At 63.4% G+C, this 14,921-nt stretch carries 15 protein-coding genes; 11 read left to right on the top strand and 4 right to left on the bottom strand.

What is annotated here, in order from left to right:
- Position 1: 1 nt before the first annotated feature.
- The 4 genes from hisA to coaA all read left to right on the top strand — a co-directional run bounded on the left by hisA (position 2) and on the right by coaA (position 2,994).
- Positions 2–766 (top strand): 1-(5-phosphoribosyl)-5-[(5-phosphoribosylamino)methylideneamino]imidazole-4-carboxamide isomerase, encoded by a 765-nt coding sequence (gene hisA / locus ACHMW7_RS04225; RefSeq protein WP_395449111.1) that lies wholly within the window; start codon positions 2–4, stop codon positions 764–766.
- 103 nt (positions 767–869) lie between these two features.
- Entirely contained in the window at positions 870–1,655 is a 786-nt protein-coding gene (gene hisF / locus ACHMW7_RS04220; RefSeq protein WP_395449110.1) for an imidazole glycerol phosphate synthase subunit HisF, read from the top strand.
- A gap of 19 nt (positions 1,656–1,674) precedes the next feature.
- A complete protein-coding gene (locus tag ACHMW7_RS04215) occupies positions 1,675–2,001 on the top strand; it encodes a phosphoribosyl-ATP diphosphatase (protein ID WP_395449109.1) in 327 nt (108 codons plus the stop codon).
- Positions 2,002–2,031: 30 nt separating this feature from the next.
- Entirely contained in the window at positions 2,032–2,994 is a 963-nt protein-coding gene (gene coaA / locus ACHMW7_RS04210) for a type I pantothenate kinase (protein ID WP_395449108.1), read from the top strand.
- A 12-nt stretch (positions 2,995–3,006) separates the two neighbouring features.
- Here the strand turns inward: coaA and ACHMW7_RS04205 are convergent, their stop codons facing one another.
- The 4 genes from ACHMW7_RS04205 to ACHMW7_RS04190 form a co-directional block, all read right to left on the bottom strand.
- Positions 3,007–3,621 carry an alpha-ketoglutarate-dependent dioxygenase AlkB family protein gene (locus ACHMW7_RS04205; RefSeq protein ID WP_395449107.1) on the bottom strand — a complete coding sequence of 205 codons (615 nt, stop codon included), beginning with the start codon at positions 3,619–3,621 and terminating at the stop codon, positions 3,007–3,009.
- Positions 3,622–3,720: 99 nt separating this feature from the next.
- On the bottom strand, positions 3,721–4,236 hold the full coding sequence (gene lysM / locus ACHMW7_RS04200; protein ID WP_395449106.1) for a peptidoglycan-binding protein LysM: 516 nt from the start codon (positions 4,234–4,236) through the stop codon (positions 3,721–3,723).
- Positions 4,237–4,309: 73 nt separating this feature from the next.
- Entirely contained in the window at positions 4,310–4,747 is a 438-nt protein-coding gene (arfB, locus tag ACHMW7_RS04195) for an alternative ribosome rescue aminoacyl-tRNA hydrolase ArfB (protein ID WP_395449105.1), read from the bottom strand.
- An 85-nt stretch (positions 4,748–4,832) separates the two neighbouring features.
- Positions 4,833–6,443 (bottom strand): phosphoenolpyruvate carboxykinase, encoded by a 1,611-nt coding sequence (locus ACHMW7_RS04190; protein WP_395449104.1) that lies wholly within the window; start codon positions 6,441–6,443, stop codon positions 4,833–4,835.
- 358 nt (positions 6,444–6,801) lie between these two features.
- On the opposite strand from ACHMW7_RS04190, the gene ACHMW7_RS04185 reads away from it, so the two are divergent.
- The 7 genes from ACHMW7_RS04185 (at position 6,802) to ACHMW7_RS04155 (ending at position 14,916) form a co-directional block, all read left to right on the top strand.
- The gene (locus tag ACHMW7_RS04185; protein WP_109578295.1) at positions 6,802–7,503 is read left to right on the top strand and encodes a response regulator transcription factor; all 702 of its coding nucleotides are present in this window, start codon (positions 6,802–6,804) and stop codon (positions 7,501–7,503) included.
- 22 nt (positions 7,504–7,525) lie between these two features.
- Positions 7,526–9,292, top strand: coding sequence for a stimulus-sensing domain-containing protein (locus ACHMW7_RS04180; RefSeq protein ID WP_395449103.1), 1,767 nt, complete (start codon positions 7,526–7,528; stop codon positions 9,290–9,292).
- A 3-nt stretch (positions 9,293–9,295) separates the two neighbouring features.
- Positions 9,296–9,742, top strand: coding sequence for an HPr kinase/phosphorylase (locus ACHMW7_RS04175; protein ID WP_395449102.1), 447 nt, complete (start codon positions 9,296–9,298; stop codon positions 9,740–9,742).
- A gap of 162 nt (positions 9,743–9,904) precedes the next feature.
- On the top strand, positions 9,905–10,306 hold the full coding sequence (locus ACHMW7_RS04170; protein WP_115729998.1) for a PTS sugar transporter subunit IIA: 402 nt from the start codon (positions 9,905–9,907) through the stop codon (positions 10,304–10,306).
- On the top strand, positions 10,303–10,605 hold the full coding sequence (locus tag ACHMW7_RS04165; RefSeq protein ID WP_395449101.1) for an HPr family phosphocarrier protein: 303 nt from the start codon (positions 10,303–10,305) through the stop codon (positions 10,603–10,605). Before ACHMW7_RS04170 ends, ACHMW7_RS04165 begins: the two co-directional genes overlap by 4 nt.
- Positions 10,606–10,769: 164 nt before the next feature.
- The gene (gene ahcY, locus ACHMW7_RS04160) at positions 10,770–12,170 is read left to right on the top strand and encodes an adenosylhomocysteinase (RefSeq protein ID WP_395449100.1); all 1,401 of its coding nucleotides are present in this window, start codon (positions 10,770–10,772) and stop codon (positions 12,168–12,170) included.
- A gap of 196 nt (positions 12,171–12,366) precedes the next feature.
- The gene (locus ACHMW7_RS04155) at positions 12,367–14,916 is read left to right on the top strand and encodes an ATP-binding protein (RefSeq protein WP_395449099.1); all 2,550 of its coding nucleotides are present in this window, start codon (positions 12,367–12,369) and stop codon (positions 14,914–14,916) included.
- Positions 14,917–14,921 lie beyond the last annotated feature (5 nt).

The following is a 14,921-nucleotide window of genomic DNA, read 5'->3' as shown; positions in this document are numbered from 1 at the left end:
CATGATCCTTTTCCCCGCCATCGACCTCAAGGATGGCCAGTGCGTGCGCCTCAAGCTCGGCGACATGGACCAGGCGACCGTCTACAACGATGATCCGGGCGCCCAGGCCGGGGCTTTCGAGGACCAGGGTTTCGAGTGGCTGCATGTGGTCGACCTCAACGGCGCCTTCGCCGGCGAGAGCGTCAATGGTGCGGCCGTCGAGGCGATCCTCAAGGCCACGAAGAACCCGGTCCAGCTCGGCGGCGGCATCCGTACGCTCGATCACATCGAAGCCTGGCTGGCGAAGGGTCTGACCCGCGTCATCCTGGGTACCGTCGCCGTGCGCAACCCTGACTTGGTCAAGGAAGCCTGCAGGAAATTCCCGGGCAAGGTTGCCGTCGGCATCGACGCCAAGGGCGGCAAGGTCGCCGTCGAAGGCTGGGCCGAAGCCTCCAGCCTCGGTGTCGTCGAACTGGCCAGGAAGTTCGAAGGTGCTGGCGTCGCCGCCATCATCTACACCGACATCGACCGCGACGGCGTTTTGGCCGGCATCAACTGGGATTCGACCATCGACCTCGCCGAGGCCGTGTCGATCCCTGTCATCGCCTCGGGCGGCCTCGCCTCGCTCGCCGACATCGTGCGCATGACCATGCCCGATGCGAAGAAGCTCGAAGGCGCGATCTCCGGCCGCGCGCTCTATGACGGCCGCATCGATCCGGCTCAGGCGCTGGCGATCCTGCGCGGTGAGTTGAAGCCTGTAGCAGGCCTGTTCGAGGAACGGCCATGACCCTCAAGGCCCGCGTCATCCCCTGCCTCGACGTCAGGGACAGCCCGCGTCGCCCGCAGCCGCGAAGCGGCGAGGACGCGCAAACAAAAATGGAGGCCGTCCTTTGACACTCAAAGCTCGTGTTATCCCTTGCCTCGACGTCAAGGACGGCCGCGTTGTGAAAGGCGTCCAGTTCGTTGACCTGATCGACGCCGGTGATCCGGTCGAAGCGGCCAAGGCCTATGACGCGGCCGGCGCCGACGAACTTTGTTTCCTCGACATCACCGCGTCGTCGGACAATCGCGAGACCATCTTCGACGTCATCGCCCGCACCGCCGAGCAGTGCTTCATGCCGCTGACCGTCGGTGGCGGCGTGCGTCAGGTCGCCGACATCCGCAAGCTGCTGCTGGCCGGCGCCGACAAGGTGTCGATCAACACCGCGGCAGTGAAGAACCCCTCCTTCGTCGCCGAAGCCGCCGACAAGTTCGGCAACCAGTGCATCGTCGTCGCCATCGACGCCAAGAAGGTTTCGGCGGCCAACGAGACCGATCGCTGGGAGATTTTCACCCATGGCGGGCGCGAGCGCACCGGCATCGATGCCGTCGAATTCGCCCGCAAGGTCGTCGACCTTGGCGCCGGTGAAATCCTGCTCACGTCGATGGACCGCGACGGCACCAAGATCGGCTACGACATAGCCCTGACCCGTGCCGTGGCTGACGCGGTGCGCGCGCCGGTCATCGCTTCGGGCGGCGTCGGCAACCTCGACCACATGGTATCAGGCATCCGCGAGGGCCACGCCACGGCCGTTCTTGCCGCCTCGATCTTCCATTTCGGCACCTACACCATTGCCGAGGCCAAGGCCCACATGGCAAAAGCGGGTCTGCCGATGCGGCTTGATCCCATTGGTTGACCTGACAGCCGAGGCCAAGATGAGCGGATTTTCCCTTTCCGACCTGGAAAAGATCGTCGCTGAACGTGCGCGTTCGGATGACACCAGTTCCTGGACCGCCAAGCTCTACCAATCCGGCATGGAGCGGGCGGCGAAGAAGCTCGGCGAAGAGGCGGTCGAAACCGTCATCGCCGCGGTCAAGGGCGACGATGGCGCCCTCGTTTCGGAAAGTGCCGATCTCCTTTATCATTGGCTCGTCGTGCTGGCTGTTGCCGGCATTCCGATGGCGGATGTGATGGCCGAGCTGGAGCGGCGCACGTCGCAGTCCGGGATTGCCGAGAAGGCCGCGCGGAAGAACGAGGGCTGACCGCTGGTCAGGTCCCGCAGGGGAGGTTCGATGGATCAACTCGCGCCGACGGAGAAGTATTCTCCATACTGGTTCTTCAAGGCCGAGCACTGGGCCGGCTTCGGCGCCGACATGTCGATGACCCTGACCCAGGACGAGGTAGCGCGGCTGAGCTCGATGTACGAGCCGATCGACCTCGACGAGGTCCGGCGCATCTACCTGTCGCTGTCGCGATTGCTTTCGGCCCATGTCGAGACCAGCCAGCAGCTGTTTCGCCAGCGCCAGCGTTTCTTCAACTCGGAGAAGAAGGGCACCAAGACGCCGTTCATCATCGGCATGGCTGGCTCGGTCGCCGTCGGCAAGTCGACCACCGCGCGTATCCTCAAGGAGTTGCTCACCCGCTGGCCCTCGAGCCCGAAGGTCGATCTCGTCACCACCGACGGCTTCCTCTACCCCAACGAGGTTCTGCGCCGCGACAATCTGATGGAGCGCAAGGGTTTCCCCGACAGCTACGACGTCGGCGCGCTGTTGCGCTTCCTCTCGGGCATCAAGTCGGGCCAGCCCAATGTGCGTGCGCCAGTCTATTCGCACCTGACCTATGACGTCATGCCGGGCGAATTCGTCACCGTCGACCGGCCCGACATCCTGATCTTCGAGGGCATTAACGTGCTGCAGCCGCGCGAGCTGCCCAAGGACGGCAAGTTTGTGCCGTTCGTCTCCGACTTCTTCGATTTCTCGATCTACATCGACGCCGACGAGCAGATCATCCACGAGTGGTACATCGACCGCTTCATGCGGCTGCGCGAAACCGCCTTCCGCAATCCGCAGTCCTTCTTCCACCGCTATTCGCAGCTGTCGGAAGATGCCGCACGCGCCATCGCCGAGGGGCTGTGGGCCAACATCAATTTGAAGAACCTGCGCGAGAACATCCTGCCAACGCGCCCGCGCGCCGACCTGATCCTCAAGAAAGGTGCTGGCCATCTCGTCGAGGAAGTGGCGATCCGCAAGCTCTGAGGCGTTGGCGATCTACGCTGGCGTCACCCGGCGCAGCGTCAGGTTGATCCGCCCGCCATTCTTGAGCAGCGCCGACGTCATCGGGTAAACGCGGTCGACACCGTGGAAAGCGAGCCTGCCCTCGCCGCCAAGTACGACGACGTCGCCGCTCTCCAGCCTGAATGACACCGTGCGGTCGTCGCGCCTGACACCGCCGACCCGGAACAGGCAGGCATCGCCGAGCGACACCGACACCACTGGAGCTGCAAACTCGCGCTCGTCGCGGTCCTGGTGCAGGCCCATCTTGGCCGCGTCGGTATAGAAGTTGACCAGGCAGGCTTGCGGCGGGTGCGGGTAAGCAGAGACTTCGCGCCAGAGCGCCAGCAATGCTTCAGGGATCGGCGGCCATGGCTCGCCTGTCACCGGATGTTCTGCCTGGTAGCGGTAGCCGCGCTCCTTGTCGGTGACCCAGCCGAGGCTGCCGCAATTGGTCATGCGCACGCTCATTTCCTTGCCCGTCTTCGGCATTGCGGGCGTGTAGAGTGGTGCTGACTTCACCACCTCACGGATGCTTTCGACCAGCCCCTCCTGCACCTCGCGGGAGAGAAAGCCGGGCATATGGCGGACGCCCTTGGGCAATACGAGCACGGTCAAATCCGATCGAGTTCACTCACCCGACAATGCCACCCAAAACGCAAAACGGCGACCCGAAAGCCGCCGTTCGCATTGAAATCAGATGTGCCGGAATCAGGCCGTGGCGATATCGGGGATGCGCAGCACCTGGCCGGGATAGATTTTGTCGGGATGCGACAGCATCGGCTTGTTGGCCTCGAAGATGACGGTGTATTTCGACGCCTTGCCCTTGCCGTACTGGGCCTCGGCGATCTTCGACAGGTTGTCGCCCTTCTTGACGGTGTAGAACACCGGCGCCTTGGCCGGGGTCGCTGCCTTGACCAGTTCGGTCATGTCGACCTTGCCGTCGAGCTTGAGGCCCGAATCCGGCGCCACGACCTTCAACTCGTCGGCCTGCACCTTGGAAACGCCAAGCGTGTTGCCGACGGCGATAACAGCCTTTTCGAAGATCGACTGATCCTTGACCACGCCGGTCAGCACGGCGGTGTCGCCCTTGACCACGACCTGGACGTTGTCGGTGCCGAGCTTGTGCGAGTCGAGTTCCTTCTTCAGCGTATCGGCGCTCGGTGCCTCGTCATCGCCGAAACCAAGCTTCTTGCCGACATTCTTGACGAAATCGAACATGCCCATTCGTGGTCTCCCTTGCTGTGGCAGTTGCCCGAGCTTGGCATCTGCAAAAGCAAATTGGAAGCAGGATTGAGGTTTAATCGCCGTCGACCCGACCGCGCAGCTTCTTGACTGTCGAACGTCCGGATTTGGTCTTGAGGCGTCGTTCGACCGAGCCTTTTGTCGGTCTGGTCTTCTTGCGCGGCGGCGGTGGCGGCTCTGCCGCCTTGGCGACGAGTGCCGTGAGCCTGGCGCGCGCATCTGCCCGGTTCTGCTCTTGGGTGCGGTAGCGTCCGGCCTCGATGACGATGACGCCGTCCTTGGTCGCGCGCTGGCCGGCGAGCTTGATCGTGCGTTCGCGCACCCGCTCGGGCAATCCGGGCGCGTTGGCGGCATCGAAGCGCAGCTGCACCGCAGTCGCCACCTTGTTGACGTTCTGGCCGCCCGGCCCCGAGGAGCGGATAAAATTCTCCTCGAGATCATCGGGATGGATGACCACGTCATTGGCTACGAAAATCTTGTCGTCGGCGCTCATGCGCCAAGTCATGCCGTGATGCGGCCAAAAAGAAAAGGCCCGGCTGTTGGCCGGGCCTCGCGGGAAGTCGTTGGGTAGTGCCGGATTACTCGGCGGCCTCGCGCACCTGCGGGGCCGCGCCCAGCACGGCGGCGTCGACATGGCTTTCGAACTTGCCGAAATTGTCGATGAACATCGACACCAGCTTCCTGGCCTGGCGGTCATAGGCGGTGGCATCGGCCCAGGTCGAACGCGGGTCGAGAATCCTGGCGTCGACGCCAGGCACCGAGACCGGAACGGCGAAGCCGAAATTGGCATCGGTGCGGAACTCGACCGAATTGAGCGAGCCGTCGAGGGCCGCCGACAGCAGCGCCCGCGTCGCCTTGATCGGCATGCGCGAACCCGTGCCATAGGCACCGCCGGTCCAGCCGGTGTTGACCAGCCAGCAGTCGACGCCATGGTCGGCGATCAGCTGGCGCAGCAGGTTGCCATATTCGCTGGGGTGCCTGGGCATGAAGGGGGCGCCGAAGCAGGTCGAAAACGTCGCTTCCGGCTCGGTCACGCCGCGCTCGGTGCCGGCGACCTTGGCCGTGTAGCCCGACAGGAAGTGATACATCGCCTGTGCCGGGGTCAGCTTGGCGATGGGCGGCATCACGCCGAAGGCATCGGCCGTCAGCATGATGATGTTCTTGGGGTGGCTGGCGCGGCCGCTGGCACTGGCGTTCGGGATGAAGTCGAGCGGATAGGCGCAGCGGGTGTTTTCCGTCAGCGAACCGTCGTTGAAGTCGGGCACGCGGTTATCGTCGAGGACGACGTTCTCCAGCACCGTGCCGAAGCGACGGGTCGTGGCGAAGATTTCCGGCTCGGCCTCGGCCGACAGGCGGATGGTCTTGGCGTAGCAGCCACCTTCGAAGTTGAAGATGCCGTCCGGGCCCCAGCCATGCTCGTCGTCGCCGATCAGCGTGCGCTTGGGGTCAGCCGACAGCGTCGTCTTGCCGGTACCCGACAGGCCGAAGAACACGGCGGCGTCGCCGTTCGGTCCTTCATTGGCCGAGCAGTGCATCGGCATCACGCCCTTGGCCGGCAGCAGGTAGTTAAGCGCGGTGAACACCGACTTCTTCATCTCGCCGGCATAGGCGGTGCCACCAATCAGTACGATCATGCGCGTCAGGTCGACGGCGATCACGGTTTCGGTGCGGGTACCGTGGCGGGCCGGATCCGCGCGGAAGGACGGCAGGTCGATGATCGTCATCTCGGGCACGAAAGTCGCAAGCTCGCCTTCCGTCGGGCGGATAAGCAGGTTGCGGATGAACTGGGAGTGCCAGGCGAATTCGGTGACCACGCGCGTCGGCAGGCACAGCGAACGGTCGGCGCCGCCGATCAGGTCCTGGACGTAGAGGTCCTTGTCAGCAGCCTGGGTCAGAAAATCAGCGTGCAGCGCATCGAACTGGGCGCGACTGATCGGCTTGTTGTTGTCCCACCAGACATGCGCTTCGGTGTTTTCGTCGCGTACGACGAACTTGTCCTTGGGCGAGCGGCCGGTGTGCTGGCCGGTCTCGGCAACGAGTGCGCCGTGGGCGGTCAGGCGAGCCTCGCCGCGGCGGATCGCTTCTTCCGTGAGAAATGCAGCGCCGAAGTTGTAACGGACGGTGCCCGACGTTTTGAGCCCTGCCGTTTCGATCCCGCAGGCGGGATTTCGCTTACCGGTTTCGGTCATCTAGTGAAGCCTCGTAGCCTTGACGCTGTGTCCGGTCTACGGGCCGGACGCCGCTGTCCCAACGGGACTGAGGCAGGCTGAAACAGAAAAGATCAGCGATTTCAAATCATTAATCGATTTAAAAATTTTGAAATTTATCTAAATCGTTTAAAAGATGGGGAACGGTGCGGCGGCCCACGCAAGATCGGCAGTTTTTTGTTCGAGCTTTGGCACCGCCGCCCCATATAAGGCAGTCACATAGGCATGGCGGTTGCGCTCCCCTCGATCGGGGGCTATGCCACATTTTGTACCTAATTTGTCCTGCACAAGCCCTGCTCGAAGCAGGAAGGGACACCCGCTCATGAGGGAGCAGCAGGAAATGGCAACGATCGCGCTTGTCGACGACGACCGCAACATTCTGACATCGGTTTCGATCGCGCTTGAATCCGAAGGCTACCGTGTCGAGACCTACACCGACGGTGCTTCGGCACTTGAAGGCCTGGCGGCGCGTCCGCCGAACCTCGCCATCCTCGACATCAAGATGCCGCGCATGGACGGCATGGAGCTGTTGCGCCGGCTGCGCCAGAAGACCGACCTGCCGGTGATCTTCCTGACGTCCAAGGACGACGAGATCGACGAACTGTTCGGCCTCAAGATGGGCGCGGACGATTTCATCCGCAAGCCGTTCTCGCAGCGCTTGCTGGTCGAGCGGGTCCGCGCCGTGCTGCGCCGGGCAAGCGCTCGCGAGGCAGCGACCAAGGCACCAACCCAGCAGGCACGTTCGCTCGAGCGTGGCCAGCTGGTGATGGACCAGGAGCGCCATACCTGCACCTGGAAGGGCGAGCCGGTGGTACTCACCGTCACCGAATTCCTGATCCTGCACTCGCTGGCGCAGCGCCCCGGCGTGGTCAAGAGCCGCGACGCTTTGATGGATTCGGCTTATGATGAGCAGGTCTATGTCGACGACCGCACCATCGACAGCCACATCAAGCGCCTGCGCAAGAAGTTCAAGGCTGTCGACGACGACTTCGAGATGATCGAAACCCTCTATGGCGTCGGCTACAGATTCCGCGAAGCGTGATATCGGCGAGGGCTGAGATCACATGGCGATGGACGCAGAGATCAGGAAGCCGGCGGCCACTTCCAAGCGGCCGCGCGGGCGTTTGTTGTTTCTCGACCGGACCCGGATCCGCCTGAGCCGCCTGCTCGGCCACTATTTCTTTTCGAGCCTGACCCGCCGCATCCTGTTTCTCAATCTTGCCGGATTGGCTGTGCTGGTCGCCGGCATCTTCTATCTCAACGCGTTTCGCGGCGCACTGATCGAGGCGCGCGTCGAAAGCCTGATGACCCAGGGCGGCATCATCGCCGGCGCCATCGCCTCGTCGGCAACGGTCGAGACCGACGCCATCAGGATCGACCCCGAAAAGCTGCTGGAGCTGCAGGCCGGCGAGAGCCTCGGGCCTGGCACCGACCAGCTCGACAGCCTCGACTTCCCGATCAATCCCGAGCGCGTGGCACCGCTGCTGCGCCGCCTGATCTCGCCGACCCGGACCCGCGCCCGCATCTACGACCGCGACGCCAACCTGTTGCTCGACTCGCGCCACCAGATCCTCCGCTACGACCTGCCGCCGGTCGAGGAAGAAGAGCCGACGCTGATCGAACGGGCGCAGAAGTTTGTCTTCGACTTTTTCGTCGACAGCTCATTGCCGGTCTACAAGGAACTGCCCGGTGGCAATGGCGCTGCCTTCCCCGAAGTGGTGCAGGCTTTGACCGGCGGTCCGGCGACGATTGTCAGGGTCAGCGAACAGGGCGAGCAGATCGTTTCGGTCGCCGTGCCGATCCAGCGTTTCCGTGCCGTGCTCGGCGTGCTGATGCTGTCGACTGAAGGCGGCGACATCGACAAGATCGTCGCTGCCGAGCAGAAGGCCATCCTGCGCGTCTTCGGCGTCGCAGCGCTGGTCACCGCCATCTTGTCGATGTTGCTGGCGTCGACAATTGCCACGCCGCTGCGCCGCTTGTCGGCGGCGGCCAACCGCGTGCGGCGCGGCGGCAAGAACCGCGAGGAGATCCCCGATTTCTCCGACCGCCAGGACGAGATCGGCAATCTGTCGGTCGCCGTGCGCGACATGACCAATGCTCTCTACGCCCGCATCGAGGCGATCGAGAGTTTTGCCGCCGACGTGTCGCATGAGCTCAAGAACCCGCTGACCTCACTGCGCAGCGCCGTCGAGACCTTGCCACTTGCCAAGAACGAAAGTTCGCGTGCGCGCCTGATGGAGGTCATCCAGCATGACGTGCGCCGTCTCGACCGGCTGATCACCGACATTTCCGACGCCTCGCGCCTCGATGCCGAACTGGCCCGCGAAGATGCGAGCAAGGTCGACCTCAGGAAGTTCATCGGCGACCTGGTTTCGGTGTCGCGCGATACCGGCCGCCACAAGAAACCCGTCGAGATCGAGTTCAACCCGGCCAAGCTGCCGGCCGGTGCGAAGAACTACAATGTCGCCGGTCACGATCTGCGTATCGGCCAGGTCATCACCAATCTGATCGAGAACGCCCGCTCCTTCGTGCCCGACGACCATGGCCACATCGCCATTTCGCTGGCCCGGGTCGGCAAGTTCAACGTCATCACAGTCGAAGACAACGGTCCTGGCATCCGCGCCGAAAACATCGACCGCATCTTCGAACGCTTCTACACCGACCGTCCGGCGGGCGAAGCCTTCGGCCAGAATTCGGGCCTCGGCCTGTCGATCAGCCGCCAGATCGTCGAAGCCCATGGTGGCACCCTGACGGCCGAAAACATCACCGGCACCAAGCCGGGCGAACTCAAGGGCGCCCGTTTCATCGTCGCCTTCCCGGCCGAAAGCTGATCCGTGCAGCCGATCAACATGCATGCCACGGCGATCGTACTCGGCGAGCGCGGCGTGTTGATTGCCGGACCGTCGGGTTCCGGCAAATCGTCACTGGCTCTGGCGCTGGTTGAAAAATTCCGCACAGCCGGCCAGTTCGCCAAGCTCGTCTCCGACGACCAGGTTTTTCTTTCTGCCTACCAAGGACGACTCTTGTGCCACGCCCCGTCGACGATTGCCGGCCTCGTCGAAGTCAGGGGGCTCGGCCCGGTACCTGCCGAACACGAGGCCGCGGCCGCGGTCGACCTGCTTGTCAGGCTCGTTCCTGCGCATGAGGTGGATCGGCTGCCCGAGGGCACAAGTGAGCTTCTTCTGGGTTGCATGGTGCCCAGGGTTATGCTCGCGGAGCGCGAAATTATTGCGGCCGTGCCCGCCATACTTGCCTCGCTCGGCGCCGGGTTCTTGGGCTGAGGCTGCCCAACATTTTTGCTGCATTGCGTCAAAATGGCATGTCGTGCCGTAAATTGGGGCTTGTAAACGCCCTCGCCGTCGACAAGATAGCGCTCCCGCCCCCAAGGAGGCGGCAAAGGTACTGCGCGGCTGTGAAAGGGCCATGACCGGAGCCATGACAGAATGATCGGACTCGTGCTTGTGACGCACGGTCAACTGGCTGAGGAGTTCCGCCACGCGGTGGAACACGTCGTCGGACCGCAGGAGAATTTCGAGACCGTTTCCATCGGTGCCGACGATGATATGGCGCAGCGCCGCAGCGACATCATCAATGCCGTCGCCCGCGCCGATACCGGTACAGGCGTGGTCGTGCTGACCGACATGTTCGGCGGCACGCCGTCGAATCTCGCCATCTCGGTGATGGAAGCCGGCCGTGTCGAAGTCATCGCCGGCATGAACCTGCCGATGCTGATCAAGCTGACCAGCGTGCGCAAGGCCGACAACATGCCGGGTGCGCTCGACGAGGCGCAGGCGGCTGGCCGCAAATATATCAATGTGGCAAGCCAGGTGTTGAGCGGCAAATGAGCGGAATGCCCTTCTCGCCCGAGCAGGGCCACATCGTCCGCGACCTTGCCATCGTCAACCAGCGCGGTCTGCACGCCCGCGCTTCGGCCAAGTTTGTCCAGATTGCCGGTGAGTTCCAGGCTTCGATCAGTGTCGAGAAGGACGGCATTTCGGTCGGCGGCACCTCGATCATGGGCCTGATGATGCTTGCTGCCAGCCCCGGCTGCACGATCCGGGTGACAGCGAGCGGGCCCGAGGCCAATGAGGCCATGGAAGCGCTTGCCACACTGGTCGCTGCGCGCTTCGGCGAGGAGTGCTGATCGCGGCACGGATGGGCTCCCTGCCCGCCCAGCGACATGCACGAATAAAGATTTCTTTATGTCCCATTGTCGATATCGGCCTGATCTGGTAGTCAGGCCGTTCTTTCGCGCGCCCTCACAAGCCTCCCGCGCCGGCGCGCAGTAAACAGGAATCGGAGCAAGCCATGACGGGTAGCAAGGATTATCTGGTCGCCGACATTTCGCTCGCCGGCTGGGGTCGTAAAGAAATCGAGATCGCTGAAACTGAAATGCCGGGCCTGATGGCCTGCCGCGAGGAGTTCGGCGAAGCAAAGCCGCTCAAGGGCGCGCGCATTTCCGGCTCGCTGCACATGACCATTCAGACGGCAGTGCTGATCGAGACGCTGAAGGAACTCGGCGCCGACATCCGCTGGGCCTCGTGCAACATCTTCTCGACGCAGGATCACGCTGCCGCGGCGATCGCCGAATCCGGCATCCCGGTGTTCGCCGTTAAGGGCGAGACGCTCGAGGAGTACTGGCAGTACACCGACCAGATCTTCCAGTGGACCGATGGCGGCGCCACCAACATGATCCTCGATGATGGCGGCGACGCCACCATGTACATCCTGATCGGCGCCCGCGCCGAGGCAGGCGAGGACGTGCTGTCCAATCCGGGCAGCGAAGAAGAAGAAATCCTGTTCGCCCAGATCAAGAAGCGCATGGCGGCAACGCCGGGCTTCTTCGCCAAGCACAAGGCCGCCATCCGTGGCGTCACCGAAGAGACCACGACCGGCGTCAACCGTCTCTACCAGCTGCAGAAGAAGGGCCTGCTGCCCTTCCCGGCGATCAACGTCAACGATAGCGTCACCAAGTCGAAGTTCGACAACAAGTACGGCTGCAAGGAATCGCTGGTCGACGGCATCCGCCGCGGCACCGACGTCATGATGGCCGGCAAGGTCGCCGTCGTCTGCGGTTACGGCGACGTTGGCAAGGGCTCGTCGGCTTCACTCCAGGGTGCTGGCGCGCGCGTCAAGGTCACCGAGGTTGATCCGATCTGCGCGCTGCAGGCCGCCATGGACGGCTTTGAAGTCGTCACGCTGGAAGATGCTGCGCCCACCGCCGACATCGTCATCACCACGACCGGCAACAAGGACGTCATCACCCTCGACCATATGCGCCTGATGAAGGACATGGTCATCGTCGGCAACATCGGCCACTTCGACAACGAGATCCAGGTCGCGGCTCTGCGCAACCTCAAGTGGACCAACGTCAAGCCGCAGGTCGACATGGTTACCTTCCCCGATGGCAAGCGCATGCTGCTGTTGTCGGAAGGCCGTCTGCTCAACCTCGGCAACGCGACCGGCCATCCGAGCTTCGTCATGTCGGCGTCGTTCACCAATCAGACGCTGGCTCAGATCGAACTCTGGACCAAGCCCGGCCAGTACAAGAACGAGGTCTATGTGCTGCCCAAGCACCTCGACGAGAAGGTCGCGCGCCTGCATCTCGACAAGCTTGGCGCCAAGCTGACCACGCTGAGCGATGAGCAGGCCTCTTATATCGGTGTCACGCCGAAGGGTCCGTTCAAGCCGGAACACTACCGCTATTAACCATAGCGTATAAACATACAACATATTGAAGCCGGGCGATTGACTTTCGCCCGGCTTCTCTTTTTGCGCAAACGCCTGCTTCACGGCGATTCGCCTACCGGTTATTGTGACGTGATTCGTCACGCGCCCGTCCTCGGCGGGATTATTGGGGCGCTTCAGGGCGGTCTTGCATTCAGGCGGCGGAGAGGAACAAGACATGCCGGGGGAATACCCGCTTCCAGCGGGACAGGCCGTTTCCGGCGGCCACCAGGATTCGCAGATGGCCCATTCGAGTGGCAGGTGGCAGACCATGCGTCGGCTCGGCGGCCACGCTGCCGCTGTCCTGCTTGGCGCTACTGCCCTTTGCACGCCTTTCGGCTTTGCCCATGCCCAGCAGGCAGCCGTTGCCAGCCTGCCCGTGAGCACCGCGGAAGTCATCCAGCTCGCCGTGTTGGTCGGCGTCATGGGCGCTGCCCTGATCTCCGCCATCGCGCTGATCCGCGAAAAAGGACGTATGGGTGCCGAGAATGTCGAACTGCGCGGCCGCGTCGCCGACCTCAACGCCTCGCTGCAGCGTTCCGAGGCGCTGCTCAATCTGCGCGACCAGCGCGTCATCGTCTGGGCCAGCGAAAACAAGAAGCCCGAGCTTGTCGGTTCGTTGCCGATCGAGACTGGTGCGCCTGATGAGCGCGCTGCTTTCCTCGGTTTCGGCCGCTGGCTGATGCCGCGTTCGGCCGCAGCGCTCGAAAACGCCATCGCCGCCCTGCGCGACAAGGGCACCGCCTTTGAACTGATCGCCGAGACCCATGCCAATGCTGCGCTTGAGGTCCATGGCCGCAAGAGCGGCGCCCATGTCATCGTCCGCTTTGTCTCGATCTCCGAGGCGCAGCGCGGCCAGGCGCGGCTGAAGCTTGAAAACCAGCGCCTCAGCGCCGAATATGAAACGCTGATCGGCCTGATGGATGCCATCGACATGCCGTTCTGGATGCGCGATGCCGACGGCCGCCTGAAATGGGTCAACAAGGCCTTCGCCAAGGCCGTCGAGGCGGTGGATTCGTCCGCTGCCATCCGTGACGGCAAGGAGTTCCTTGGCACCCAGTCGCGCGAGGCAATCGCCCAGCAACATCAGACGCGGCCACTGTTCCAGCAGACGCTTTCGACCGTCATCGACGGCGACCGCAAGATGTTTGCCGTCACCGACGTAGTCGGCAAGGAGGGCTCGGCCGGCATTGCCGCCGACATGAGTGCAGCCGAAGCCATCCGCGACGAATACAGCCTGGTCGTGCGCAGCCACGCCGACACGCTCGACCAGGTCGCGACCGCGGTTGCCACCTTCGACGCCGGCCAGAAGCTGCGTTTCTACAACAACGCCTTCCAGAAGCTCTGGGATCTCGACGCCGGCTATATCTCGAGCGCGCCCGACAATGCGCTGCTGCTCGACCGCCTGCGCAGCGAGCGCAAGCTGCCGGAGCAGCCGGAATGGCGGCGCTGGAAGGAAAACCTGCTCAGTGCCTATCGCGCCGTCGACCCGCAGGAACATCTGTGGCACCTGCCCGACGGCCGTACCATCCGCGTGGTTGCCAACCCGCAGCCCAAGGGCGGCGTCACCTGGGTGTTCGAGAACCTGACCGAGAAGATCGACCTCGAAAGCCGCTACACCACTGCTGTGCGCGTGCAGGGCGAAACCCTCGACAACCTCGCCGAAGGCGTCGTTGTCTTCGGACCTGACGGCCGCATCCGCCTGTTCAACCCGGCTTTCGGCCAGCTCTGGGGCGTTTCGCCTGAAGCGCTGCGGCAGAGCACGCATATCTCGGCCATCCGCGCCGAATGCGACACCCGTGCCGAAAAGAGCCCTTGGGGCGATTTCGTCTCCGCTGTCACCGGCTTCGACGAGCGCAGCGACCGCCACGGCCAGACGGAGCTCAGGAACGGTTCGGTGCTCCAGCACGCCGTCATCCACCTGCCCAACGGGCAGGTGATGCTGACCTTTGTCGACGTCACCGACAGCGTCAATGTCGAGCGCGCGCTCAAGGACAAGAACGAGGCGCTGCAGCGCGCCGACCAGATCAAGAACGAGTTCGTCCAGCACGTTTCCTACGAGCTGCGTTCGCCGCTGACCAACATCATCGGCTTCACCGAGCTGTTGTCGTTGCCCGGCACCGGTCCGCTGTCGCCGCGCCAGCGCGAATATGTCGAGCATATCGGTTCGTCGTCGGGCGTGCTCTTGACCATCGTCAACGACATCCTCGACCTTGCCACTGTCGACGCCGGCATCATGCAGCTCGACATATCGGAGGTGCATGTCGACCGCGCCATCGAAGCGGCGGCCGAACTCGTCGCCGACCGGCTTGAGGAGCACTCGATCAAGCTCGCCATCGAGGTCAAGGGCGCGCCCAAGAGTTTCAATGGCGACGAAACCCGCGTCCGCCAGATCCTCTACAATCTGCTCAGCAATGCGGTGAATTACGCGCCTGCTACGAGCACGATCACGCTCGCCTGTCGCCAGCGCGCCGAGGGTGTCGAATTCTCCGTTCACGACGACGGTCCCGGCATGCCGCCGGAAGTGCTCGACACGATGTTCCAGCGCTTCGAATCCCGCGTCAACGGTGGCCGCAAACGTGGCGCCGGCCTCGGCCTGTCGATCGTCAAGAGCTTCGTCGAACTGCATGGCGGTTCGGTCCGCATCGACAGCGGCAAGGATCTCGGCACCACGGTCATCTGCCTGTTCCCTGACGTGCCCGCCGGCGTCCGGGTCGCGGCGGAGTAAGCCCT

The sequence above is a fragment of the Aminobacter sp. UC22_36 genome (assembly GCF_044056035.1).
Classification (GTDB): Bacteria; Pseudomonadota; Alphaproteobacteria; order Rhizobiales; family Rhizobiaceae; genus Aminobacter.
Note: the sequence above shows the minus strand (reverse complement) of the source record. Positions and strands in the feature narration are given on the sequence as shown.

Excerpts from the sequence above, each read along its gene's own strand:
- hisA (WP_395449111.1), top strand. The coding sequence starts at position 2 with ATGATCCTTTTCCCCGCCATCGACCTCAAGGATGGCCAGTGCGTGCGC.
- ACHMW7_RS04215 (WP_395449109.1), top strand. The coding sequence starts at position 1,675 with ATGAGCGGATTTTCCCTTTCCGACCTGGAAAAGATCGTCGCTGAACGT.
- coaA (WP_395449108.1), top strand. The coding sequence starts at position 2,032 with ATGGATCAACTCGCGCCGACGGAGAAGTATTCTCCATACTGGTTCTTC.
- lysM (WP_395449106.1), bottom strand. The coding sequence starts at position 4,236 with ATGGGCATGTTCGATTTCGTCAAGAATGTCGGCAAGAAGCTTGGTTTC.
- arfB (WP_395449105.1), bottom strand. The coding sequence starts at position 4,747 with ATGAGCGCCGACGACAAGATTTTCGTAGCCAATGACGTGGTCATCCAT.
- ACHMW7_RS04190 (WP_395449104.1), bottom strand. The coding sequence starts at position 6,443 with ATGACCGAAACCGGTAAGCGAAATCCCGCCTGCGGGATCGAAACGGCA.
- ACHMW7_RS04185 (WP_109578295.1), top strand. The coding sequence starts at position 6,802 with ATGGCAACGATCGCGCTTGTCGACGACGACCGCAACATTCTGACATCG.
- ACHMW7_RS04180 (WP_395449103.1), top strand. The coding sequence starts at position 7,526 with ATGGCGATGGACGCAGAGATCAGGAAGCCGGCGGCCACTTCCAAGCGG.
- ACHMW7_RS04170 (WP_115729998.1), top strand. The coding sequence starts at position 9,905 with ATGATCGGACTCGTGCTTGTGACGCACGGTCAACTGGCTGAGGAGTTC.
- ACHMW7_RS04165 (WP_395449101.1), top strand. The coding sequence starts at position 10,303 with ATGAGCGGAATGCCCTTCTCGCCCGAGCAGGGCCACATCGTCCGCGAC.
- ahcY (WP_395449100.1), top strand. The coding sequence starts at position 10,770 with ATGACGGGTAGCAAGGATTATCTGGTCGCCGACATTTCGCTCGCCGGC.
- ACHMW7_RS04155 (WP_395449099.1), top strand. The coding sequence starts at position 12,367 with ATGCCGGGGGAATACCCGCTTCCAGCGGGACAGGCCGTTTCCGGCGGC.